The sequence below is a fragment of the Bradyrhizobium sp. C9 genome (assembly GCF_002532045.1).
Taxonomy (GTDB): domain Bacteria; phylum Pseudomonadota; class Alphaproteobacteria; order Rhizobiales; family Xanthobacteraceae; genus Bradyrhizobium.
Genome location: NZ_NWTG01000005.1, coordinates 205,779 through 227,855 on the forward strand (window position 1 = coordinate 205,779; position 22,077 = coordinate 227,855).

Genomic DNA, 22,077 nt, shown 5'->3' on the forward strand with positions numbered 1-22,077 from the left:
TCAGGCGCGTTCGTAGAGCGTCACGACGCAGGCGCCGCCGAGACCGAGATTGTGCTGCAGCCCGAGTCGCGCGCCCTCCACTTGCGTTGCAGCCGCCGTGCCGCGCAGCTGCCGCGTCAGCTCGTAGCACTGCGCGAGGCCGGTGGCGCCGAGCGGATGGCCCTTCGACAGCAACCCGCCGGACGGATTGGTGACGATCCTGCCGCCATAGGTGTTGTCGCCGTCGTCGATAAACTTCGCGGCCTCGCCCTCGCCGCACAGGCCGAGCCCTTCATAGGTGATCAGTTCGTTATGGGCGAAGCAATCGTGCAGTTCGACGACGTCGAGATCATCAGGCCCGATGCCGGCGGCTTCATAGACCTTCTTCGCGGCATCGCGCGCCATGTCGTAGCCGACCACCTGCATCATGTCCGACGCGCCGAAGGTCGACGGCGTGTCGGTCGTCATCGCCTGCGCGGCGATGCGGACGCTCTTGTTGAGGCCGTGCTGGTCTGCGAACATCTCCGAGACCAGGATCGCGGCGGCGCCGCCGCAGGTCGGCGGACAGGCCATCAGCCGCGTCATCACGCCGGGCCAGATCACCTGGTCGTTCATGACGTCGTCGGCGGTGACTTCCTTGCGGAACAGCGCCAGCGGATTGTTCTTGGCGTGACGGCTCGCCTTCGCGCGCACTTTGGCAAAAGCGCTGAGTGGCGTGCCGTATTTCTTCATGTGACTGAGGCCCGCACCGCCGAAATAGCGCAGCGCCAGCGGCACGCCGGGGGCATCGACCAGCTTGTCTGCAGCAGCGTCGAAATCGTCGAATGCGCTGGGACGGTCAGTGAACACGGCCCCGAGCGCGCCGGGCTTCATCTGCTCGAAGCCGAGCGCCATCACGCAATCGGCGGCGCCCGATTCAATCGCCTGCCGCGCCAGGAACAGCGCGGTCGAGCCGGTCGAGCAGTTGTTGTTGACGTTGACGATCGGGATGCCGGTCATGCCGACCGGATAAAGCGCCCGCTGGCCGCAGGTGGAGTCGCCGTAGACATAGCCGACATAGGCCTGCTGCACACGGCCGTAATCGAGCCCGGCGTCAGCGAGCGCGAGCTTGGCCGCCTCGGCGCCCATCACATGATACGGCGCATTGGCGCCGGGCTTGACGAACGGGATCATGCCGACCCCGGCAACATAGGTGCGTGACGTCATCGCGGATCCTCCCGGAAATTACCCACTGGACTATTTATTACCCATGGGTAATATACGGGCACCCTTCCGGAGTCAATGCGACAACAGCCACGCGATGGACGCCCGCTTCCCCCCTTCCAGCACCGAGTCGCCCTGGCTGCCGTTCGAGAGCCGGCGCCGCGCCCGCGACGAAAAGCGCGAAGCCGTGCTGCGCGCCGCCGTGCAGCTGTTCCTCGAACAGGGTTATCACCGCGCCACGCTGAACGACGTCGCCAAGCGCCTGAACATCACCAAGCCTGCGCTCTACAATTACTTCCGCGGCAAGGACGAGATCCTGTTCGAGTGCTGGTCGATCGGCCACGAGCTGGTCGACGAATGCATCGCCGAGACCTCGGCCGGCGTCGGCAGCGGCCTCGACAAGCTGCGCAAGCTCACCATCCGCTACGCCGAGCTGATGACGACGGACTACGGCAAGAGCCTGGTCCGCTTCGACCTCCGCGATCTCAGCGAGCACAACCGCAAGACCGTGCAGACCGCGAAACGGCGGATCGACCGCGCCTTCCGCGACTATATCGCCGCTGGCATCGCGGACGGTTCGGTGAAACCCTGCGACCCGAAGCTCGCGGCGTTCGCCATCGCCGGCTCGCTGAACTGGATCGGCCACTGGTTCCAGCCCGGCGGTGAACTAACCGGACGGGCCGTCGCCGAGGAATTCGCGATCCGCCTTACCGACGGCATCGCCAAAGGAACAACGCGCAAGAAGGCGGACAAACCGCCTCGCAAGGGAAACGCATCAAGGGAGGACAGGAGTGAACATCACACACGGACTGCGGCGGGCGCTGCAGGTCAATCCAAACGGACTCGCGGTCGTCTGCGGTGAGCGGCGGCGCAACTGGCGCGAGGTCGGCAGGCGCGTCGCCCGCCTCGCCGCCGCGATCCGCTCGCTTGGCGCCGGCAACGGCGACCGCGTCGCGATCCTGTCGCTGAACTCCGACCGCTATCTCGAACTGTATCTGGCCGTCGGCTGGGCCGGCGCCGTGATCGTGCCGCTCAACATCCGCTGGTCGCCGATCGAGAACGAGGACGCATTGCGCGACTGCCGCGCGACGGTCCTGTTCGTCGACAAGGCGTTTGCGCCGGTCGGCACGACGCTGGCGAACGCCATCCCTGGCCTCAAGCTGGTCTATGCCGATGAGGGCGAGACGCCGGCGGGCATGGAGGATTACGAGACGCTGATCGCGCGTAGCGAACCCATGCCGGACGCGATGCGCACCCGCGACGACCTCGCCGGCATCTTCTATACCGGCGGCACCACCGGCCGCTCCAAGGGCGTGATGCTGAGCCACGGCAATCTGATGGCCAATGCGCTGAACGCGCTCGGCGAAGGCCTGTGGCCAGGCACCTCGATCTACCTGCACGCCGCGCCGATGTTCCACCTCGCCAATGGTGCGGCGATGTATTCGGTGCTGCTGTCGGGCGGCTCCAATGTCGTGATCCAGGGCTTCACGCCGGACGGCGTCGCGGCCGCCGTGCAGAAGGAGCGAATCACCGACGTGCTGCTGGTGCCGACCATGATCCAGATGTTCGTCGATCACCCGACGCTCGGCAGTTACGACCTGTCGTCCCTGGAGCGGATCTCCTACGGTGCTTCCGTGATCAGCGATGCCGTGATGATGCGCGCCATGAAGGCGCTGCCGCACGTCGAATTCACCCAGGCCTATGGCATGACCGAGTTGTCGCCGATCGCGACGCTGCTGCACTGGAAGGAGCATATCGGCGACGGCCGCGCCAAGGGCCGGCATCGCGGCGCCGGCCGTGCCACGCTTGGCGCCGAAGTCAAGATCGTCGATGCCGAGGACGAGGTGGTGCCTCTGGGCACCGTCGGCGAGATCGCGGTGCGCGGCGATATGGTGATGATGGGCTATTGGGAGCGACCCGAGGAGACTGCACGCGCCGTGATCGACGGCTGGATGCACACCGGCGACGGCGGCTACATGGACGAGGACGGCTTCGTCTACGTGGTCGACCGCGTCAAGGACATGATCATCTCCGGCGGCGAGAACGTCTATTCGGCCGAGGTCGAGAACGCGCTGGCCCAGCACCCGGCGGTGGCGCAATGCGCCGTGATCGGCATCCCGAGCGAGCGCTGGGGCGAACAGGTCCACGCTGTCGTGGTGATGAAGAGCGGCGCCAGCGCCACGCCGGACGAACTGATGGAGCATTGCAAGGCGCTGATCGCCGGCTACAAATGCCCGCGCAGCGTCGACATCACGGCGACCCCGCTGCCGCTCTCCGGCGCCGGCAAGATTTTGAAGCGCGAGCTGCGCAAGCCGTATTGGGAGAACCGCGAGCGGCGCGTGAGCTGAGGCGCGGCCCCATCAGGGCCCAGCCATCGCCTGATTGACGCGAGTTGAACAAGGACAAGCCAGCCAACGGCGAACCTGTCGTAATGTGATGTGGGCACGCCCGCGCCGTCACGCTTTCCTGAGCAAAAGGTGGAGGGGCTTTCATAACTTCCGGTGAAATGTGAAGATCACGCGATGCATCCGCTGCGCACCCTTATCATCAGCATTTTCTTGTCGTGCAGCGCGGCAGGCTCGGCGGCCGCGGCCGAGCTTGTCCAATTCGATGGCGCGCAATTCTTGCAAGCCACGCCCGGTGCGCGGCAGAAGATCGCCGACGGCATACCAATCTTCCCGCCGGCGCCACGATCAGTCCATGGGTACATCCAAAAGCCAGATGGGCTGGGACCGTTTCCCGCCGTCATCGTGCTGCATGGCTGCGCGGGGTTAGGATCTTTGTTCGATCCTCACCTTGCGCATAATTTTTGGCCTGACGCACTCACGTCGTGGGGATACGCTGTTCTGGTCGTCGACAGCTTTACGACGAGAGGTCTCAAGGATACCTGCGATACCGACACGGCGGCCTATCGCATGCAGGACGCATTCGGCGCTTTGTCCTTCTTCAGCAAGCAGCCCTATGTGGACAAGGACCGCGTTGCTCTATTGGGTTTTTCTGCCGGTGGCGTTGCGACACTTGCAGCGCTCAGGAAACGCGATGATCAAATCTTTGAAATTGCTCCGGGGCTCGACTTCAAGGCCGGCGTCGCGTTTTATCCCTGCTACGGGTCAAGCCTGGACACAGCAAAACCGTTGTTGATCCTGAACGGAGAGGATGACGATTGGTCGAAGCAATCGGTTTGCCGCACGATGATGAATTTGCGACCCGCAAGTGCAACGGCCGTCAAATTGGTCAGCCTTCCGAACGCCGTTCACGGTTTTGATCGCCCCGTGATGAATCCTGGACGCATGGCGTTTGGACATTGGATCGAATACAACGCCGAGGCGGCACGACGGGCAACCGAGGCGGTTCGCAACTTCCTGACGGATAGCTTGCAGAGCGGACGCTAGCTTCCGGGTCGATGCTCACGCATTGCCCCGGAATGACGGGGATTCATGACGCCATTCACCAGCATCCGTTGACATCGGCACATGCGACCGATTGGATCGGTTCTAGCTTCAATCCAGCGAGTTCCGATGTCCGCACCCGATACCAATGCCGACGGCAAGCCCCGCCGCCTGATGCACCGCCGCTCCGTCGAATGTCTCGGCTACCTCCGTGACGACGGGCTGTGGGAAGTCGAGGCGCGGCTGGTCGACACCAAGCCCTATGCGCGGCAGGACAAGCATCGCGGCCTGCAGCAGCCCGAGGATCCCGTGCACGACATCAGGCTGCGGCTTGCGGTCGACGACAGTTTCACGATCCGCGAGACCGGCACCACGATGGCCTCGACGCCCTACCCGTCCTGCCTCGACGTCGAAGGCATCCTGCAGCGCCTGGTCGGCGAACGCATCGGCAAGGGCTGGCGCGAGCTGGTCCGCAACAAGATCGGCAAGCTCGAGAGCTGCACCCATCTCGCCGAGCTGCTGGGTCCGGCGGTGACGACGCTGTTCCAGACCGCGACCTCCGGCAAGGACCCGCAGGGCCGCGGCGCGCTCGATCACCAGCAGGGCGTCACCGAGCCGCCGTTCTTCGTCGGCGGCTGCTATTCGTGGCGGCTCGATGGGCCGGTCGTGGCCGAGACGTTTCCGCAGTTTGCGAAGAAGCCCGTTGAGGTGAAGCAGGGTTCGTGAGCGACGCCACGGCCGCTGCCTGCGTGATACTCTGTGAGAAGCAATCAGGGGGTCAACGTGGAGAAATACGGCGCCGGGTCGATCGTCGTCTCCGACTATGACCCAAACTGGCCTGGCTTGTTCGCGCAGGAGCGCGGGCGGATCGAGCAAGCTCTCGGCGCGTCCACCTTGGCCATCGAGCATGTCGGCAGCACCGCCGTTCCAGGTCTGCCGTCGAAGCCCATCATCGACCTGCTGGTTGGGGTGCGCAGCCTCGAAGCGGCCAAGCAACGATGCATCGAGCCGGTTGAGGCGCTCGGCTATGTCTACATGCCTGAATACGCGTCATGGATCCCCGGCGAATTGTTCTTTCGCAAGGGACCTCCGGGTCCGTGGACCCACCATCTGCATATGATGGAGCCATCTCATCCGAATTGGGAGGCACGCCTGGTGTTTCGCGATTATCTGCGCGCGCATGGCGAGGCGGCCCGCGCCTACGCCGAGATCAAGCGGGCCCTCGCCGCCGCCTCAAAAGACGACATCGAAGCCTATCGGACCGGCAAGGATGCTTTCGTCGCGGAGACCACCGCCAAGGCGCGGGCATGGCGCGCAGCGGCACGAGACCAATAGCACCAGCCGACCGCTATTGCGCCAGTCAGCCCTGCATCGCGATGGGTTGATCCGTCCTGGCAGCTCACGTAGTCGTCCGGCATGGACAAACATGCGGCCGACCTCAAGACGGCAGCCCTTCCCGATAAAAAAGCCATTCTGCTCGGGGTCACATGCGGCCTCGGCGCGGCGCTGTGCTGGGCTCTCGGCTTCGTGGCGACCCGGCACGGCCTGAAAGTCGGGTTCACGCCCGTGGACCTCCTGATGCATCGCTTCCTGTGGTCGGGCATCGTGTTCATCCCGCTCGTAGTGCGCGCCGGCCTGAAGGACCTCTGCGGCATCGGTTGGGGCCGCGGCATGGCGCTGATGATGTTGGGCGGCCCGGTGATGTCGCTGATCAGCTATGCCGGCTTCATGTTCGTGCCTTTGGGACACGGCAGCGTGATCCAGCCTTCCTGCGCGACACTGGGCGGACTGTTTCTCGCGGTCGTCCTGTTGAAGGAACAGATCTCACCCTCCCGGGTCGCCGGCGCCGTCGTCATCGTTGTCGGCCTTGCCGTCATCGGTAGCGAGTCGATCGGCCATATGGGATTGAGCGCCGTGATGGGCGATTTGATCTTCGTGACGACCGGATTGATGTTTGCAGGCTTCGCCACGCTGGTGCGCTACTGGCGCGTGTCCGCGTTCTCGGTGGCGACCGTCATCAGCGTGCTGTCGCTCTCGCTGTTTCCGCTGTACGCTGCCTCGGGCGGGCTCGCCCGCGACGCGGCCATCGGCCTGCACGAGAATGCGCTGCAGGCCGTCGCCCAGGGCATCCTGGCCGGGCCCGCAGCCATGTATTTGTTCGCGCTGTCGATCCAGCGGCTCGGCGTGGCCCGCGCGGCGGTTTTTCCTGCGACCGTGCCGGTGCTGACCTTGCTGCTGGGATGGCTGCTGATCGGCGAGCCGCCGACCACGCTGCAGGCTGCCGGATTGGTCACGGTATTGGCCGGCTTCTATCTCGCGCAACGTCAGAGCTAGCAATTCGGGGGACTAATCCACACTACGCGATCACGCCGCGGCGGAATGCTCGCGCACGGCCTGCGGCGGGTTGCGGAAGCCGATTGCGATCCGGTTGTATGTGTTCATCAGGCCGATCGCGATAGTCAGGTCGACCAGCTGCTTCTCGTTGAACACCGCGCGGGCCGCCCGGTAATCCGCATCCGGGATCGCGGTCTCCGCCACACGCGTGACGGTTTCGGCCCAGGCCAGCGCCGCGCGCTCCTCGGCGTCGAACAGAACTACCGCCTCACGCCAGGCCTGCAGCAGCGCCAGCTTCTCGATCGCAACGCCCATTTTCTGCAAGCTGCGCGTATGCATGTCGAGGCAATAGGCGCAGCCGTTGATCTGCGAGATGCGCAGGTAGACGAGCTCGACCAGCGCCGCCGGGAGGCCGCATTGGGTGAGGTAGCCATAGACGCCGCCGAGCGCCTTGATGCCCGCGGGCGCGACCTTGTTGTAGTCGACACGCATGCTCACGGCTTGTGTCCTTCCTTGTCGAACACGGTCAGCGCCTTGTCGTTGCTGTCGACGACGAACACCGCAAGGATCCTGGCCGGCTCGGTCGCGCTGGCGTTGCGCCCGAGCACGTGATGGGCGCCGGGCGGCTCGAAGAAGCTGTCGCCGGCCCGATAGATGTGCGCAGCCTCGCCCTCCAGCTGGCTCTCGATCGCGCCCTGGAGAACATAGACATAAAGAAACGCCGACTTGGCATGATGATGCGGCGCCGAGGGCTCGCCCGGCGGGAAGTTGACCTCGACCGCGATCAGTGACTTGCCGGGAATGTTGGTGATGGCATGCTCGAATTTCGGCGTCACCGATTGCGCGTTTGCCGGGGTCGCAAGCGCGGCGCAGACCAGCAGCGTCGTCCATAAGGTCTTCATCTCGTGCCTCCATTGCTGTCGGATCAATGCGGGCGCGCGGGCCCGAAAAGAAGCACCAAGAATGAACCGAATTGGTGTACCACGGGCCATGCCCAACCCGCTTCCCATCGCGCTCGACCGCTCGGCCAGGACGCCGCTCTCCGAGCAGATCCGCAGGGCGATTGCGGCGGCGATCGACAATGGCGTGCTGGTGCCGGGCGCCCGGCTGCCGTCCTGGCTTGACCTCGCCGCCCAGCTTGGCGTTGCGCGCGGCACCGTGCGGGCGGCCTACGACAAACTGGCGGACGCCCAGCACATCGTGTCGTCGAAGGCGAACGGCACCACCGTCGCCAGCCGGCCGAGCAAGATTGCAAAACCCGATGCGCCAGTCGCGCCCGGATCGGTCGTGGAGATGTTTCATGACCTTAGCGGTCAGGGTCACTTCCGGATGGGCGTTCCCGCGCAGGACGCTCTCCCCGCAAAGCTGCTGGCGCGAATCCGCGCCCGCGCCGTGCGGGCGGAATTGAGCGCGGTGACCCGCACCATCGATCCACGCGGCGAATTGGAATTGCGGCGGGAGATCGCCGCGCACCTTGCGATCGCGCGCGGGCTTGAATGCTCTCCCGCGCAGATCGTCATCACTTCGGGCTTCACCGGCGGACTCGGCCTCGCGCTGCGCGTGCTCGGCCTCGAAGGCCGCCGCGCATGGATGGAAGACCCGGGATTTCCATTGACCCGAAAGGGGCTCGAGCTCGCCCGGCTGGAGCCGGTCCCGATCCCGGTCGACGGCGACGGCGTCGATGTCGATTGCGGCCTCAAGCACGCATCCGACGCGGCGCTCGCGGTCGTGACGCCGGGGCAGCAGGCCCCGCTCGGGCCGCCGCTGTCAGCCAACCGCCGCGCGCAACTGCTCGATTGGGCTGCGCAAACCGGCGCCTGGATCATCGAGGACGACTATCTCGGCGAATTGCAGCTCGATGGCCGCGCCGCGCCCGCGCTTGCCTCGCTCGACCGCGCCGGCCGTGTGATCCATCTCGGCTCCTTCAGCAAGACCATCTCGCCGACGCTGCGGCTCGGCTTCCTGGTTGCGCCCGAGCATTTGGCAACGCAGTTCGCCGATGTCGCGACATGCCTTGCCCCTGCTCCCGGACCAGCCGTGCAGCTTTCCACCGCGGAATTCATGCGCGACGGCCACTACATCCGTCACCTCCGGCGGGCCAAGCGCGACTATTGCAAGCGCCGTGACGCGTTGACGGCCGCATTGCGGCCGTGGAGCAACGACGTCCGGGTGGCCGGCCTTGCGGCCATGCTGACGCTGCCCGACCACGCCGACGATGTCGCGATCGCGCGGCAGGTGCTGGCGCATGGGCTGGCGCCCGCCCCGCTCTCGCCCTGGTATCTCTCATCGAAACACACGCAGCCGGGCCTGCTGCTTGGCATCTCAACCGTGCCTGATCGCGGCGTGCAGGCCGCCTGCAAGCGCCTGTTCGAGGCGATCCGCGCCGAAGTGCGCACTCAAGGCGCGCCAGCGTCGCGCCGCGTCAGGAAATCCGCAGCCCGGTGAGCGCAAGACTCAGCGCCCTTAGCCGCTTGCGCGCCTCGGCATCGTAAGCCTGCGCATGCGCGCGGGCCTCGCGCTTGCCGTCGAAGAACAGCCCGCTTTTACCAGTGACGTCGTCGTCCTGGACCAGACGCAAAATGGCGTCGCCGCCCTGCTCGACGGTCGAGATCGGCGTCGCGCCGCTGGCGCGCACCATGGTGGTGTTCATGTAGGTTGCCGGATGCAGCGAATTGACGGTCACGCCGGAACCTTCGAGCTCGGCGGCGAGATCGATGGTGAACATGATCTGGGACAGCTTGCTCTGCGCATAGGCGCGGGCGCCGCTGTAATTCTTCGTGATCATCACGTCGCCGAAGTCGATCGGGTGCTGACCGAGCGAAGCAACATTGACGATGCGCGCCGGCGTGCTCTCCTTCAGCCGCGGCAGCAAGAGATGGGCGAGCAGGAAGCCGGCGAGATAATTCACCGCGAAGCGCAGCTCGTGGCCGTCCTTGCTGGTCTGCCGCGCCGGCCCGTCATTCTGCGAGCCGATGCCGGCATTGCTGACCAGAACATCGAGCCGCTCCTGGTCGTCGAGCACCAGCTGGGCGAACTCGCGGACCTCGGCGAGCGAGGACAGATCGGCCTGATAGAACATCGGCTCGCGGCCGGAGACCCGCTTGATCTCGTCGGCAAGGGTCTGCGCCCGTTTGGTATCGCGGCCATGGATCAGGACCCGGGCGCCGGCGGCGGCCAACTTCATCGCAACGTAGCGGCCGACGCCATCGGTGGAACCGGTGATCAGCACGGTCTTGCCTGCCATGTTCATGGTCATTGCCCTTCGGTCGTTCTCCCAGCGCTCCCAGCAAAGATAAATGCGCGGGTTGGACTTTGCCATGGCACGCCGCGGCGCGATCGGCCCCAAAACCGCGCTGAAATGGCCCGCCCGCGGCCCTCCTCCATCGCCATCAGGTGCGCAGTCTGTCGCGCGGCCTGCGGTCGCGCGGCGCCGCGTCGCGCGTCAACGCGAATGCATTCTGATATCGTTGGGATGAACGACAAGGCCGGGATCGGCAAAGGACCGGAATGTCCTCGACCATTCCAGACAGGTTCTCGCGGAAGGCTCCCTCGCTGGAGCCATTCGGCATGCTCCTGTTATTCGCGGTGCTGACCGCGCTGCCGATCATCCTGACCGTTCGTCTGGTTGAGCCCGCACTCGTGCTGCCCGCGCTCAGCCTCGTGTTGTTCGCAGAGGCAGCCATTGCCGCGCTGGCGGCGCGCGTGACCCACATGCGTGCGAGCGTGGCGAACCTGACGCTGTGGGATTTTGCCGGAGCATTCACCTTCATGGGGTGTGCGGCGGCGATCCTCGGCGAGCCGGATCAGGCGGCGCTGTTCTTCGAGGAACAGGCGGCGCTGCGTCCGGCATCACGACCGTAATCCCAGGCCGGGCCCCTCTGGCAGCCACAAGCTGCGATGTCGGACTGGAACTCAGTTGGAGTGGCCCTGCTTCGACCCGCGATGCTGACCGGCATCGTGGCGAATTCGCCGTCTGCACGACGACGCCGTCGAATGGTCCACTCCCCGACCTCAAGGGGAGCATTGCTCATGTCCGCACTGTTTTCACTCGACGCCCTCAGCGCCTTGCTGCAGGTCGTCGTCATCGACCTCGTGCTGGCCGGCGACAACGCCGTCGTGATCGGCCTCGCCGCGGCCGGCCTGCCGGCGAAGCAGCGCGGCAAGGCGATCCTGATCGGCATCGCCGCCGCAACGCTGCTGCGCATCCTGTTCGCGCTACTCACCACGCAATTGATGCAGGTCGTCGGTCTGCTGCTGGCCGGCGGAATTCTGCTGCTGTGGGTGTGCTGGAAGATGTGGCGCGAGCTGCGCGCCAGCGCGCACGAGACCGCGGCCGTGGACGGCACCGAGGGCGCGGAGGCGCCGCGCAAGACGTTGTGGCAGGCCACGACCCAGATCATCGTCGCCGACGTCTCGATGTCGCTCGACAACGTGCTGGCGGTTGCGGGTGCAGCGCGCGAGCAGCCGATCGTGCTGGTGTTCGGCCTTGCGCTCTCGATCGCGATGATGGGCGCTGCCGCGACCTTTATCGCAAAGCTGCTGCAGAACCACCGCTGGATCGCTTATGTGGGCCTCGCCGTGATCCTCTACGTCGCCGTCGACATGACCATTCGCGGGGCGTCCGAGATCGCGAAGGTCGCACCGGGCTGAGCTGAAAACAAAACGGCGGGCCTCATGGCCCGCCGTTCCGCAATTCGAACAGGCGCGTTGCCTCAGTGGATTTCCGCCGAACGCTTCAGCGCTTCCTTCAACTTCTCGAGCGTGAAGTCCTTGCTGCGTGCGATATCGAGGATCGGGGTCTCGCGGCGGCCGCAGAGTTCGGCGGCCTCCGGCAGCTTGGCCGCGATGTCGTAGGGGATCACGATCGCGCCGTGGCTGTCGGCGTGGATCAGGTCGTCGGAGCGCACCGTCATGCCGGCGACGCGGACCTCGCCGCCAAAACTTTCGGCGTGCACCCAGGCATGCGACGGGCCGATCGAGCCGGCCAGCGCCTGGAAGCCCGGCGCCCATTGCGGGATGTCGCGGATCGAGCCGTCGGTGATGACGCCGAGGCAGCCGAGCGCCTTGTGCACGGCGCTCTGCACCTCGCCCCAGAACGCGCCGTAGCCGACGTCGGGACCGTCGATGTCCTGGATCACCGAAATGCGCGGACCGAAGCCGGTGCCGACATATTCATAATATTCGATGCGGCGCTTCGACTGCTCCTCGGCCGAGAGGCCCGACTTCAGCACCGAGCGGATCGCGACCGTGCGTGCGTAACCGACGATCGGCGGCAAGGTCGGGAACGGGCAGACCAGCGGCTTCACGGTGTAGCCGATCAGGCGGCGCTCCGGCGCGACGATCTCCATCGCATTGCAGATCGTCGGCGTGTCGTAGCGCGCCAGCGCCTCGAGGACGGAAGCAGGCAGCGGGGCGGAAGCGGATGTCACGGCGTTTCTCTCCTGATTTTTTGGCGTTCGCTGGGCCGTCCCAGCCTATAGCCGAGATCGCAGGCGAACCCAACCGAGCCACGCTCATGGCTGATATTTGGGAGAGGAGGACGGAAGCAACTCCCTCACCGTCACCCCCGCGCAACGGCGAAGCCGTTGTCGCTGGAGGAGCGCGCGGCGCGTCTCGAAGGGTCGACGGCCCCAGTGGTGGCCGTGCATCCTTCGAGGCTCGCTCCGCTCGCACCTCAGGATGACGGATTGAGAGAGCCTCAGTGCAGATGCGTCGGACGATCGTCGTTGTCCGCATCCGCGATCGGCGCCGCATAGGGAGCCGCAGGCGATGCCACCACCGGCGCGCTCGCACCTTGCATCTGCGCGGCAAGCTGGCGCTCCTGGTCGCGATACGATTTCCAGCCCCAGGGCAGGCTGATCAAATAGGCGACCGAGCCCGCCGACAGGATGTGCCAGGGATAGCCGATCAGCAGCGCCACGAAGAACACCACCGAGACGAACACCGGCAGCACCATCTCCGGCGGCACGCGCATTTTCACGGTCTTGCCGGAGAACACCGGCAGCCGCGACACCATCAGGAAGGCGATCAAGAGCGTATAGAACGCCGTCAGCGTCGCCGGCGGCATCGGCACGCCGAGGAAGGCGAGATAGATCGGCAGCAGCACGGTGATCGCACCGGCCGGCGCCGGCACGCCCGTGAAGTAATTGGCGGCGAAGGCCGGCTTGTTCGGGTCGTCGATCGAGGCGTTGAAGCGCGCCAGGCGCAGGCCGCCGGAGATCGCGAACACCATCGCGGCGATCCAGCCGCCATTGTTCAATTCATGCAGCTGCCAGAAATACAGGATCAGGCCCGGCGCGACGCCGAAATTGACGAAGTCGGCAAGGCTGTCGAGCTCGGCGCCGAATTTCGACTGGCCCTTGATCATGCGGGCGACGCGGCCGTCGATGCCGTCGAGGATCGCGGCGAACACGATGGCAGCAACCGCCAGCTCCATCCGCCCTTCCGTCGACAGCCGGATCGCGGTGAGGCCGGCGCAGATCGCCAGCAGCGTGATCATGTTGGGCACGAGCATCCGCACCGGGATCGGGCGGAACCGGCGGCGGCGAAACTCGGTGGAGTTGGGATCGGATGGCATCATGGCTTGTCAATATAGCAAGCATGGCCCGGCTCCGCCATCGCGGCGGGAACCGGCTGGTTAAGCGCTTTCCAACGAAATGGATAGCGGTTTGCGCTAAGAAGACGCGCTAACACGGCAAACCGGAGCGCCCGCTCCGATTCCGAGCGGAATGGGAGCTTCAGGCTGCCGAAACAGGGTTAATCGGCGCGGTAGGTGCGGCCCGGGTCGGCGTTGCGGAAATCCGCCAGAATGGTCTCGCCGGCAACCGCGGTCTGGCCTTCCGAGACCAGCGCCTTGGTGCCCTCGGGCAAATAGACGTCGAGCCGCGAGCCGAAGCGGATCAGGCCGAAGCGCTCGCCGGCGCCGATCGACTGGCCTTCCTTGACGAAGCAGACGATACGGCGCGCCACGAGGCCGGCGATCTGGACCACGCCGATGCGGCCATTGGCGCTCGAGATCACCAGCGAGTTGCGCTCATTGTCCTCGCTCGCCTTGTCGAGCTCGGCATTGATGAAGGCGCCGGGCCGGTAGGCGATGCGGTCGATGCGGCCGGCCACCGGGCTGCGGTTCACATGGCAGTTGAACACGCTCATGAACACCGAGACCCGCGGCAGCGGCTTGTCGCCGAGGCCAAGCTCGGCCGGCGGCAGCGCCTGCACCACCATGGAAACGCGGCCATCGGCCGGCGACACCACGATGCCGTCGCGCAGCGGCGTCACGCGCACGGGATCGCGGAAGAACAGCGCGCACCAGACCGTGAGCAGCGTCCCGATCCAGCCCAGCGGGGTCCAGATCCAGAACAGGATCAGGCTCGCCAGGGCGAAGCCGCCGATGAACGGATAGCCCTCGGGGTGGATCGGCGGGATCTGTGCGCGGATGGAATTGGCGATCGACATCAGAGCTCGCTTGCGTTTCCCCGCCCCGTTTGGCGGGAGAGGCCCTAAATCGACTATTCCGCGGCGGTCGGCAAGGGTTTCTCACCCGCGTCAGGGGTTGAATCGTCAGACGAATCGGTGACCACGGGCGGCAAGCGATTCGGCGCGCTGCCGTCGTCATCGACCTTGGCCAGCCGTTCGCGGGCTTCTTCGGCCTCGCGCTGCCGGTTCCACATGCTGGCGTAGAGGCCGTCCGAGGCCAAAAGCCGCGCATGGGTGCCGCGCTCGGCGATCCGGCCCTGGTCCAGCACGATGATCTCGTCGGCGCCGACGATGGTCGACAGCCGGTGCGCGATCACCAGCGAGGTGCGGTTGCGCGACACCCGCTCCAGCGCACCCTGAATCTCGTGCTCGGTGTGGCTGTCGAGCGCCGAGGTCGCTTCATCCAGCACCAGGATCGGGGGCGCCTTCAGCACCGTGCGCGCGATGGCGACGCGCTGTTTCTCGCCGCCGGAGAGTTTCAGGCCGCGCTCGCCGACCTGGGTCTCGTAGCCCTGCGGCGACATCCGGATGAAGCCGTCGATCTGCGCCAGCCGCGCCGCCTCCTCCACCTCGTCGTCGCCGGCATCCCAGCGGCCATAGCGGATGTTGTAGCGGATGGTGTCGTTGAACAGCACGGTGTCCTGCGGCACCATGCCGATCGCCGAGCGCAGCGAGGCCTGGGTCACGGTCTTGATGTCCTGGCCGTCGATCAGGATGCGGCCGCTCGAGACATCGTAGAGCCGGAACAGCAGTCGCGAGATCGTCGACTTGCCGGCGCCGGAAGGGCCGACGATCGCGACCGTCTTGCCGGCCGGCACCTCGAAGCTCAGGCCTTTCAGGATCTGGCGGTCGGGCTCATAGGCGAAGCGGACGTCCTCGAAGCGCACGCTGCCGGACGACACCACGAGCGGCTTGGCGCCTGGAACATCCTTCACCTCGGGATCGCGCGCCAGCACGTCGAACATCTTCTCGATGTCGATGATCGCCTGCTTGATCTCGCGATAGACCATGCCCATGAAGTTCAGCGGCTGGTAGAGCTGGATCATCATCGAATTGATCAGCACGAAATCGCCGACGGTGTGGGTGCCGTTGCGGATGCCGAACGCGCACATCAGCATGGTGGCGGTCAGCCCCGCGGTGAAGATGATGGCCTGTCCGGTGTTGAGTACGGCGAGCGAGGTGTAGGTCTTCACGCTGGCCTGCTCGTAGCGCTCCATCGAGCGGTCGTAGCGCCTCGCCTCGCGCTCCTCGGCGCCGAAATACTTCACCGTCTCGTAGTTGAGCAGCGAGTCGATCGCCTTGGTGTTCGCCTCGGTGTCGGAATCGTTCATCTTGCGGCGGATCTCGATCCGCCACTCTGTCGCAATGTAGGTGTAGTACATGAACACGACGACCGTGATCAGCACCGCGAGCACGTAGCGCCAGTCGAACTGCCACAGCAGCACCGCCGCCAGCAGCGTGACCTCGACGATGGTCGGGATCAGCTGCAGGATCACCATCCGCACGATGGTCTCGATGCCGGAGCGGCCGCGCTCCAGCACGCGGGTCAGCCCGCCGGTCTTGCGCTCGAGATGGAAGCGCAGCGACAGTTCGTGCATGTGCACGAAGGTGATGTAGGCGAGCCGCCGCACCGCGTGCATTGCGACGCGGGCGAAGATGCCGTCGCGCCACTGCGTCAGCACCGCCATGATGATGCGTACCGCGCCGTAGCTGATCGTCATCAGCACCGGCGAGGCGATCAGCCAGACCATCCAGTTCGAGGTCGCGACCGGCGCCGAGCCCGTGCCGTTCAGCGCATCGATCGCCCATTTGAAGGTGAACGGCACCGACAGCGTCGCGAGCTTGGCGAACAGCAGCAGCACCACCGACCAGATCACGCGCATCTTCAAATCGGCGCGATCGCCGGGCCAGATGTAGGGCCAGAGATGAACGAGGGTGCCGAGCAGCGTCCCCTTCTCGGCGGCCGGCGTCGTGGCCGTGGGCTGATCGGCCGCGGTCACAGTCTGTTGCGGCGGCACCATCAGGAGCCCGCTCGCGACGTCATGGCGCGGCGGTCCGCGGCCACATCTTTTCCACGATTTGCCATTGTGCCCGTCATATAGATCGTTTCAACGTGGCGTACAGGCTTATGACGAAAATTGTTCGCGATTCGCGGGAATTTACGGGATTTTTTGGCTCTCAATCCCCATATGCGAGTCTTGACCCTGTTTACGCTGCAGTGCCACAAGGATCGTATGAACCAAATCAAGACTGTCTGTGTTTATTGCGGCTCCGGCCCCGGTAACAATCCCCGCTTCGTTGAAGCTGCCATCGCACTCGGCAAGGCCTTTGCCGACAACAACGTGCGCCTGGTCTATGGCGGCGGCTCGATCGGCCTGATGGGTGCGGTCGCGAAATCCACCCTCGATCATGGCGGCTCCGTCACCGGCATCATTCCGGAGTTCCTGCGGGCGCGCGAGAATGCGCTGACCTCGGTTCAGGAGATGATCGTCACCCCCGACATGCATGAGCGCAAGCGGCTGATGTTCGAGCGCTCGGATGCGTTCGTTGCGCTGCCCGGCGGCATCGGCACGCTGGAGGAGCTCGTCGAGCAACTGACCTGGCAGCAGCTCGGCCGTCACTCCAAGCCGATCCTGCTCGCCAACATTGATGGTTTCTGGGAGCCCCTGCTCTCGCTGCTGAGCCACATGCGCACGACCGAGTTCATCCGCGCGACGCTGCCGATCAACGTGCTGATGGCCGACCGCGTCGACGACATCTTGCCGCGGCTGCGTTCGGCAGTGGCGCGCACGCCCGAGGCTGCGAAGGATCTCGCGCCCGAAGTGGCGCGACGGCTGTAGGCCAAAGCCTCCAGCGGTCTCTTCGATCCGCGCAGCCATGCCCGTCATCCTAAGGAGCCGCGAAGCGGCGTCTCGAGGGATCGACGGCCCCGCTGGTGGCCGATGCATCCTTCGAGGCTCGCTCCGCTCGCGCCTCAGGATGACGGATTGCAGCAAGTGCTCATCCAAGATCACTCGCTCGGAAACGTCACGGCCTCGATGCGGTTGCCGTCGGGGTCGAGGACGAAGGCGGCGTAGTACCGCACGCGGTCGTGCGGGCGCAGGCCCGGGGGACCATCGGAGAGGCCGCCTGACCCCAGCGCGGCGGCATGGAACGCATCGACCTCGGTGGTGGTTTTTGCGCGCAGGCAGATGTGCGTGCCGCTCTCATGCGCGACCTGCGCCATCGTGGCGCGCAGGTTGATCCAGAATTCGGGGTAGGCCTTGCCGAAGCCGATCGTCGCCGGCCGGGTGACGAGACGGCTCAGGCCGAGCGCGGCCAGCGTCGGCTCGTAGAACCGCGCGGCGCGTTCGAGATCGCTGACGCCGATTGAGACGTGGTCGATCATGAAAACCTCTCCCGCTGTCATTCCGGGATGGTCCGCAGGACCAGACCCGGAATCTCGAGATTCCGGGTTCGATGCTTTGCATCGCCCCGGAATGCCGAATCAATCACTCACGCCTGCGCGCCCGACTTCACCAGCTTGTAGAACACCGAATCCATCAGCGCCTGGAACGAGGCGTCGATGATATTGGGCGACACGCCCACTGTGGTCCAGCTCTCGCCGGTTTCGTCCTCGCTTTCGATCAGCACGCGCGTAACGGCCTCGGTGCCGCCATTGAGGATACGCACGCGGTAGTCGATCAGCTTCAGGCCATCGATGTATTTCTGGTACTTGCCGAGATCCTTGCGCAGCGCCACGTCGAGCGCGTTGACTGGACCGTTGCCTTCGGCGGCCGAGATCAGCCGCTCGCCGTCGACGTCGACCTTCACCACCGCAAGCGCCACGGTGACGCGCTGGCCGTTGGCGTTGTAGCGTTGCTCGACATTGACGTCGAACTGCTCGACCTTGAAATATTCCGGCACCTTGCCGAGCGTGCGGCGCGCCAGGAGATCGAACGAGGCGTTCGCCGATTCATAGGCGAAGCCCGCGGCCTCGCGCTCCTTCAGCTCCTCGACCAGGCGCGTCAGCCGCGGATCGCCCTTGTCATAGACGATGCCGGCGCGGTCGAGCTCGGCCATCACGTTGGAGCGGCCGGCCTGATCCGAAACCAGCACCTTGCGGTGGTTGCCGACCGAATCCGGCAGCACATGCTCATAGGTCTGCGGATCCTTCATGACCGCGGAGGCATGGATGCCGGTCTTGGTGACGAAGGCGCTCTCGCCGACGTAAGCGGCATGGCGGTTGGGCGCGCGGTTCAGCATGTCGTCGAGCGTGCGCGACACCTTCATCAGCGTCGCCATCTTCTCGGTGGTGACGCCGATCTCGAACTTGTCGGCAAACTCCTGCTTCAGCTTCAAGGTCGGGATCAGCGAGCAGAGATTGGCGTTGCCGCAGCGCTCGCCGAGGCCGTTGAGCGTGCCCTGGATCTGCCGCGCACCGGCCCGCACCGCTGCGAGCGAGTTGGCGACCGCTTGCTCGGTGTCGTTATGGGCATGAATGCCGACATGGGCGCCGGGCACCTGCTTGACGACGTCAGCGACGATGGTCTCGATCTCGTGCGGCATGGTGCCGCCATTGGTGTCGCACAGCACCACCCAGCGCGCGCCGGCCTGATAGGCCGCCGTGGCGCAGGCGAGCGCATAGTCGCAGTCCTCCTTATAGCCGTCGAAGAAATGCTCGCAGTCGACCATCACCTCGCGGCCGAGCGCCTTTGCGGCTGCGACGCTGTCGCGGATCGAGGCGAGGTTTTCCTCGTTGGTGGTCTCGAGTGCGACCCGGACCTGGTAGGCGGAGGATTTGGCGACGAAGCAGATCGCATCCGCCTTGGCCTCGAGGATGCCGGCGAGCCCGGGATCGTTCGATGCCGAACGACCGGGCCGTCGCGTCATGCCGAACGCGGTGAAGCGCGCGTGATCGAACGCTGGCTTCCTGCTGAAGAATTCGGTGTCGGTCGGATTGGCGCCGGGATAGCCGCCCTCGACATAGTCGATGCCGAGTGCGTCGAGCATGCCCGCGATCACCTGCTTGTCCTGCAGCGTGAAATCGACGCCATTGGTCTGTGCGCCGTCGCGCAGCGTGGTGTCGAACAGATAGAGGCGCTCGCGGCTCATGCGTGGCCTCCGGGCACAGCAACGCCGTCGAGCGTCTTCTGCATCGTGGTGTTGGCGAGCCACTCGTCGCCGATCGTGACCGTATTGCGCTGCTGCGCAACGTAGCCGCGCTTGCGGAAGAATTCGAGTGCGGTGTCGCTGGCATCGACCCTGAGGGCCTTGGTGCCGCGGGCGCTCGCGATCTTCTCCAGGGCGTCGCACAGCGCGCTGCCTGCACCCTGCCCGACCGCGCTCGGATGTACATAGAGCATGTCGATGTGATTGGCCCCCTTCAGCGAGGCAAATCCAATAGGCGCGCCCTGCAGTGTCGCGATCAGCGTCAACTGCCCGGCGAGCTTCTTGCCGAAGGCCGCCTCGTCGTCGGCGGCCATTGCCCAGGCTTCCTGCTGCGCCTCGCTGTAATCGTCGCCGGTCAGGTCCATGATCGACGCCGCGAAGATCGCCGCCAGCAGCGGCGCATCGTCGGGCAGATACGGGCGCAATGCGGGTGCGGACCGACTCATCGCGCAACCTCCCAGGTCGTGATCGGCTTTCCTTCGGCATCCTTGCCGTCCTTGATCGTCACGCCCATCGCGGCGAGCTGATCGCGGATCCGGTCGGATTCCTTGAAGTCCTTCCGCGCCCGCGCCGCGGTGCGCTCGGCGATCAGCGCCTCGACCGCGGCGGCGTCGACTCCGCTGGCCTGCTCCTTGCGACTCTTCCACGCCGCCGCGCTCTCCGACAGGAAGCCGAGCAGCCGCAGCGAGCCGGCAAATTCCTTGCGGCTCGCTTCACTGGTCGCGGCAGCATTCCGCAAGCCGTGCAGCACGGCCATGGCCTGCGCGGTGTTGAGGTCGTCGTAGAGCGCCTCGACCATCGCCGGCGACGGCGCACCGGGCTCGGCGTCGGCAGCGACCGCGTACCAGTCGTCGAGCGTCCTTGCGGCTTCCTCCGCACTCTTCAACGTCCAGTCGAGCGGCGAACGGTAGTGCGTCCTCAGCATGCTGAGCCGCAGCACCTCGCCCGGCCAATCCGCCAAGAGATCGCGGATCGTGAAGAAGTTGCCGAGCGACTTCGACATCTTCTCGCTTTCGATCTGCAGGAAGCCGTTGTGCATCCAGACATTGGCCATGCGGTCGGTGTGGAACGCGCAGCAAGTCTGCGCGAGCTCGTTCTCATGGTGCGGGAACACCAGGTCGATGCCGCCGCCGTGGATGTCGAATTTTTCGCCGAGATGCTTCCAGGCCATCGCCGAGCACTCGATGTGCCAGCCGGGCCGCCCCTCCACCGCAATACCTGCCGGCGACGGCCAGGACGGCTCGCCGGGCTTCGACGGCTTCCACAACACGAAGTCGGTGTTGTCGCGCTTGTAGGGCGCAACATCGACGCGGGCGCCCGCGATCATCTCGTCGAGCGAGCGCTTCGACAGCGCGCCGTAACGCGGCAGCGTGGAGTTGGCCGCGTTCATCGCCTGCGGCGAAAACAGCACGTGATCCTCGGCGACATAGGCAAAGCCGCCGGCGACCAGCTTGTCAATGATCGCGCGCATCTCCGGGATGTGCTCGGTGGCGCGCGGCTGCACGGTCGGGGGTAAGCAGCCCAGCGCCGTGACGTCGTCCTGGTACTGCTGATAGGTGAGCTCGGTGACCTTGCGGATCGCCTCGTTCAACGGCACGCCGGGATAGTCCCGCGCGGCACGAACGTTGATCTTGTCGTCGACGTCGGTGATGTTGCGAACGTACTTCACGTGCTCGGCGCCATAGCGATGGCGCAGCGCGCGGAACAGCACGTCGAAGACAACGGCGGCACGGCCGTTGCCGATATGGGCGAAGTCGTAGACCGTCGGTCCGCAGGCATACATGCGGACATTGTCCGCATCGAGCGGCACGAACGGCCGCTTCTCCCGGGTCAACGTGTCGTAAAGGCGCAATTCCATGGATCACCGTCCCTTGCGGCCGGGCGTCCAGTGATTCTCAGGTGATTGAGAAAAGACGGCCTCAGCCAGCGAATCGCTAGCTCATAATCTCGCGGCAAATGCTGCAGATGGCGAGGTGGCCGTTCATGGTTCCATCGTGTCTCACGGCCTCCTGAGCGCGTCAAGGGGCAGTTTTCGGGCGTTATGCAGCGCCCACCGCACCGAAATCACGGCAACGCCCTCTTGGTTAATCATTATTAAGGAATTGGGCGTACGGGAGGGCCAGCGGATTCCCCGCCGTTTTCACTGGTGCACCATGCGGCCCATTTCAGCACTGATTGCCTCCACGTTCGTCCTTGTCTCCTCGGCCGCTTTGGCCGACAGCCGCGTTTTCATCGTCGCCAACCAGGCCGACGGCTACGGCATCGACCAGTGCCTCGCCCACGGCGACCGCTGCGGCGCGTCCGCCGCCCGCGCCTACTGCCGGTCACGCGATTTTGCGCAGGCCACCAGTTACCGCCGCGTCGATCCCGACGAGATCACCGGCGCGGTTCCGCACGCCACGGGCGAGACATGCAGCGGCAATAGCTGCGGCGAATATGTCGCCATCACCTGCCAGCGCTGAGCCAAGCCGCTGGACAAACGGGGGTTATTGCCACACCGGCGCCCCGGAAACGACGTGACGCTGCCCCGAGAAACGGCTATTGC

23 protein-coding genes are annotated in these 22,077 nt (G+C 65.5%); 11 read left to right on the forward strand and 12 right to left on the reverse strand.

Annotated features, from left to right (window positions below):
- Positions 1-1,185: a lipid-transfer protein gene (locus tag CO675_RS13895; protein WP_097672466.1), complete on the reverse strand. Its 1,185-nt coding sequence runs from the start codon at positions 1,183-1,185 to the stop codon at positions 1-3.
- A gap of 94 nt (positions 1,186-1,279) precedes the next feature.
- Between CO675_RS13895 and CO675_RS13900 the strand changes: the two genes are divergently transcribed.
- The 6 genes from CO675_RS13900 to CO675_RS13925 all read left to right on the forward strand — a co-directional run bounded on the left by CO675_RS13900 (position 1,280) and on the right by CO675_RS13925 (position 6,905).
- A complete protein-coding gene (locus CO675_RS13900) occupies positions 1,280-2,044 on the forward strand; it encodes a TetR/AcrR family transcriptional regulator (RefSeq protein ID WP_097672467.1) in 765 nt (254 codons plus the stop codon).
- Positions 1,974-3,530, forward strand: a complete 1,557-nt coding sequence (locus CO675_RS13905) for an acyl-CoA synthetase (protein ID WP_097672468.1) — start codon at positions 1,974-1,976, stop codon at positions 3,528-3,530. Before CO675_RS13900 ends, CO675_RS13905 begins: the two co-directional genes overlap by 71 nt.
- 174 nt (positions 3,531-3,704) lie before the next feature.
- Positions 3,705-4,574: a dienelactone hydrolase family protein gene (locus CO675_RS13910; RefSeq protein ID WP_097672469.1), complete on the forward strand. Its 870-nt coding sequence runs from the start codon at positions 3,705-3,707 to the stop codon at positions 4,572-4,574.
- Positions 4,575-4,700: 126 nt separating this feature from the next.
- Positions 4,701-5,297, forward strand: a complete 597-nt coding sequence (locus CO675_RS13915) for a DUF2889 domain-containing protein (protein ID WP_158231238.1) — start codon at positions 4,701-4,703, stop codon at positions 5,295-5,297.
- Positions 5,298-5,354: 57 nt separating this feature from the next.
- The gene (locus tag CO675_RS13920) at positions 5,355-5,906 is read left to right on the forward strand and encodes a GrpB family protein (protein ID WP_097672471.1); all 552 of its coding nucleotides are present in this window, start codon (positions 5,355-5,357) and stop codon (positions 5,904-5,906) included.
- 81 nt (positions 5,907-5,987) lie between these two features.
- Positions 5,988-6,905, forward strand: a complete 918-nt coding sequence (locus CO675_RS13925; RefSeq protein WP_097672472.1) for a DMT family transporter — start codon at positions 5,988-5,990, stop codon at positions 6,903-6,905.
- 30 nt (positions 6,906-6,935) lie between these two features.
- Here the strand turns inward: CO675_RS13925 and CO675_RS13930 are convergent, their stop codons facing one another.
- Together CO675_RS13930 and CO675_RS13935 are read right to left on the reverse strand one after the other, a co-directional pair.
- Complete coding sequence (locus CO675_RS13930; protein ID WP_097672473.1) at positions 6,936-7,403, reverse strand: carboxymuconolactone decarboxylase family protein; 468 nt, start codon at positions 7,401-7,403, stop codon at positions 6,936-6,938.
- Positions 7,400-7,807, reverse strand: coding sequence for a cupin domain-containing protein (locus CO675_RS13935; protein WP_097672474.1), 408 nt, complete (start codon positions 7,805-7,807; stop codon positions 7,400-7,402). Before CO675_RS13935 ends, CO675_RS13930 begins: the two co-directional genes overlap by 4 nt.
- An 88-nt stretch (positions 7,808-7,895) precedes the next feature.
- Here CO675_RS13935 and pdxR point away from each other — a divergent pair, with 88 nt between their 5' ends.
- Complete coding sequence (gene pdxR / locus CO675_RS13940) at positions 7,896-9,350, forward strand: MocR-like pyridoxine biosynthesis transcription factor PdxR (RefSeq protein ID WP_097672475.1); 1,455 nt, start codon at positions 7,896-7,898, stop codon at positions 9,348-9,350.
- On the opposite strand, the gene CO675_RS13945 is transcribed toward pdxR, so the two are convergent.
- The gene (locus CO675_RS13945; protein WP_097672667.1) at positions 9,328-10,155 is read right to left on the reverse strand and encodes an SDR family NAD(P)-dependent oxidoreductase; all 828 of its coding nucleotides are present in this window, start codon (positions 10,153-10,155) and stop codon (positions 9,328-9,330) included. The two genes, pdxR and CO675_RS13945, sit on opposite strands and share 23 nt — an antisense overlap.
- 317 nt (positions 10,156-10,472) lie before the next feature.
- On the opposite strand from CO675_RS13945, the gene CO675_RS13950 reads away from it, so the two are divergent.
- Both CO675_RS13950 and CO675_RS13955 read left to right on the forward strand, forming a co-directional pair.
- Positions 10,473-10,766 (forward strand): hypothetical protein, encoded by a 294-nt coding sequence (locus tag CO675_RS13950; protein ID WP_245452745.1) that lies wholly within the window; start codon positions 10,473-10,475, stop codon positions 10,764-10,766.
- Positions 10,767-10,934: 168 nt separating this feature from the next.
- Entirely contained in the window at positions 10,935-11,555 is a 621-nt protein-coding gene (locus tag CO675_RS13955) for a TerC family protein (protein WP_097672477.1), read from the forward strand.
- 62 nt (positions 11,556-11,617) lie between these two features.
- On the opposite strand, the gene CO675_RS13960 is transcribed toward CO675_RS13955, so the two are convergent.
- From CO675_RS13960 to CO675_RS13975, 4 genes are all read right to left on the reverse strand, one after another.
- Positions 11,618-12,334: an RraA family protein gene (locus tag CO675_RS13960; protein WP_097672478.1), complete on the reverse strand. Its 717-nt coding sequence runs from the start codon at positions 12,332-12,334 to the stop codon at positions 11,618-11,620.
- A gap of 269 nt (positions 12,335-12,603) precedes the next feature.
- Positions 12,604-13,482: a CDP-diacylglycerol--serine O-phosphatidyltransferase gene (gene pssA, locus CO675_RS13965; RefSeq protein WP_097672668.1), complete on the reverse strand. Its 879-nt coding sequence runs from the start codon at positions 13,480-13,482 to the stop codon at positions 12,604-12,606.
- Between the two features lie 179 nt (positions 13,483-13,661).
- Positions 13,662-14,360, reverse strand: a complete 699-nt coding sequence (locus tag CO675_RS13970; protein WP_050404685.1) for a phosphatidylserine decarboxylase — start codon at positions 14,358-14,360, stop codon at positions 13,662-13,664.
- 53 nt (positions 14,361-14,413) lie between these two features.
- On the reverse strand, positions 14,414-16,402 hold the full coding sequence (locus CO675_RS13975; protein ID WP_245452746.1) for an ABCB family ABC transporter ATP-binding protein/permease: 1,989 nt from the start codon (positions 16,400-16,402) through the stop codon (positions 14,414-14,416).
- A gap of 213 nt (positions 16,403-16,615) precedes the next feature.
- On the opposite strand from CO675_RS13975, the gene CO675_RS13980 reads away from it, so the two are divergent.
- Entirely contained in the window at positions 16,616-17,221 is a 606-nt protein-coding gene (locus tag CO675_RS13980; RefSeq protein ID WP_097672479.1) for an LOG family protein, read from the forward strand.
- Positions 17,222-17,391: 170 nt separating this feature from the next.
- On the opposite strand, the gene CO675_RS13985 is transcribed toward CO675_RS13980, so the two are convergent.
- The 4 genes from CO675_RS13985 to cysS form a co-directional block, all read right to left on the reverse strand.
- On the reverse strand, positions 17,392-17,769 hold the full coding sequence (locus CO675_RS13985; protein WP_097672480.1) for a VOC family protein: 378 nt from the start codon (positions 17,767-17,769) through the stop codon (positions 17,392-17,394).
- A gap of 107 nt (positions 17,770-17,876) precedes the next feature.
- Positions 17,877-19,475 carry a citramalate synthase gene (gene cimA / locus CO675_RS13990; protein WP_097672481.1) on the reverse strand — a complete coding sequence of 533 codons (1,599 nt, stop codon included), beginning with the start codon at positions 19,473-19,475 and terminating at the stop codon, positions 17,877-17,879.
- Positions 19,472-19,978 carry a GNAT family N-acetyltransferase gene (locus CO675_RS13995; protein WP_097672482.1) on the reverse strand — a complete coding sequence of 169 codons (507 nt, stop codon included), beginning with the start codon at positions 19,976-19,978 and terminating at the stop codon, positions 19,472-19,474. The genes cimA and CO675_RS13995 overlap by 4 nt, the downstream gene beginning before the upstream one ends.
- Complete coding sequence (cysS, locus tag CO675_RS14000; RefSeq protein WP_097672483.1) at positions 19,975-21,390, reverse strand: cysteine--tRNA ligase; 1,416 nt, start codon at positions 21,388-21,390, stop codon at positions 19,975-19,977. Before cysS ends, CO675_RS13995 begins: the two co-directional genes overlap by 4 nt.
- 295 nt (positions 21,391-21,685) lie before the next feature.
- On the opposite strand from cysS, the gene CO675_RS14005 reads away from it, so the two are divergent.
- Positions 21,686-21,994, forward strand: a complete 309-nt coding sequence (locus tag CO675_RS14005) for a hypothetical protein (RefSeq protein ID WP_097672484.1) — start codon at positions 21,686-21,688, stop codon at positions 21,992-21,994.
- Positions 21,995-22,077 lie beyond the last annotated feature (83 nt).

Excerpts from the sequence above, each read along its gene's own strand:
- CO675_RS13895 (WP_097672466.1), bottom strand. The coding sequence starts at position 1,185 with ATGACGTCACGCACCTATGTTGCCGGGGTCGGCATGATCCCGTTCGTC.
- CO675_RS13900 (WP_097672467.1), top strand. The coding sequence starts at position 1,280 with ATGGACGCCCGCTTCCCCCCTTCCAGCACCGAGTCGCCCTGGCTGCCG.
- CO675_RS13910 (WP_097672469.1), top strand. The coding sequence starts at position 3,705 with ATGCATCCGCTGCGCACCCTTATCATCAGCATTTTCTTGTCGTGCAGC.
- CO675_RS13915 (WP_158231238.1), top strand. The coding sequence starts at position 4,701 with ATGTCCGCACCCGATACCAATGCCGACGGCAAGCCCCGCCGCCTGATG.
- CO675_RS13925 (WP_097672472.1), top strand. The coding sequence starts at position 5,988 with ATGGACAAACATGCGGCCGACCTCAAGACGGCAGCCCTTCCCGATAAA.
- CO675_RS13935 (WP_097672474.1), bottom strand. The coding sequence starts at position 7,807 with ATGAAGACCTTATGGACGACGCTGCTGGTCTGCGCCGCGCTTGCGACC.
- pdxR (WP_097672475.1), top strand. The coding sequence starts at position 7,896 with ATGCCCAACCCGCTTCCCATCGCGCTCGACCGCTCGGCCAGGACGCCG.
- CO675_RS13945 (WP_097672667.1), bottom strand. The coding sequence starts at position 10,155 with ATGAACATGGCAGGCAAGACCGTGCTGATCACCGGTTCCACCGATGGC.
- CO675_RS13950 (WP_245452745.1), top strand. The coding sequence starts at position 10,473 with ATGCTCCTGTTATTCGCGGTGCTGACCGCGCTGCCGATCATCCTGACC.
- CO675_RS13955 (WP_097672477.1), top strand. The coding sequence starts at position 10,935 with ATGTCCGCACTGTTTTCACTCGACGCCCTCAGCGCCTTGCTGCAGGTC.
- pssA (WP_097672668.1), bottom strand. The coding sequence starts at position 13,482 with ATGCCATCCGATCCCAACTCCACCGAGTTTCGCCGCCGCCGGTTCCGC.
- CO675_RS13970 (WP_050404685.1), bottom strand. The coding sequence starts at position 14,360 with ATGTCGATCGCCAATTCCATCCGCGCACAGATCCCGCCGATCCACCCC.
- CO675_RS13975 (WP_245452746.1), bottom strand. The coding sequence starts at position 16,402 with ATGGTGCCGCCGCAACAGACTGTGACCGCGGCCGATCAGCCCACGGCC.
- CO675_RS13980 (WP_097672479.1), top strand. The coding sequence starts at position 16,616 with ATGAACCAAATCAAGACTGTCTGTGTTTATTGCGGCTCCGGCCCCGGT.
- CO675_RS13985 (WP_097672480.1), bottom strand. The coding sequence starts at position 17,769 with ATGATCGACCACGTCTCAATCGGCGTCAGCGATCTCGAACGCGCCGCG.
- cimA (WP_097672481.1), bottom strand. The coding sequence starts at position 19,475 with ATGAGCCGCGAGCGCCTCTATCTGTTCGACACCACGCTGCGCGACGGC.
- CO675_RS13995 (WP_097672482.1), bottom strand. The coding sequence starts at position 19,978 with ATGAGTCGGTCCGCACCCGCATTGCGCCCGTATCTGCCCGACGATGCG.
- cysS (WP_097672483.1), bottom strand. The coding sequence starts at position 21,390 with ATGGAATTGCGCCTTTACGACACGTTGACCCGGGAGAAGCGGCCGTTC.
- CO675_RS14005 (WP_097672484.1), top strand. The coding sequence starts at position 21,686 with ATGCGGCCCATTTCAGCACTGATTGCCTCCACGTTCGTCCTTGTCTCC.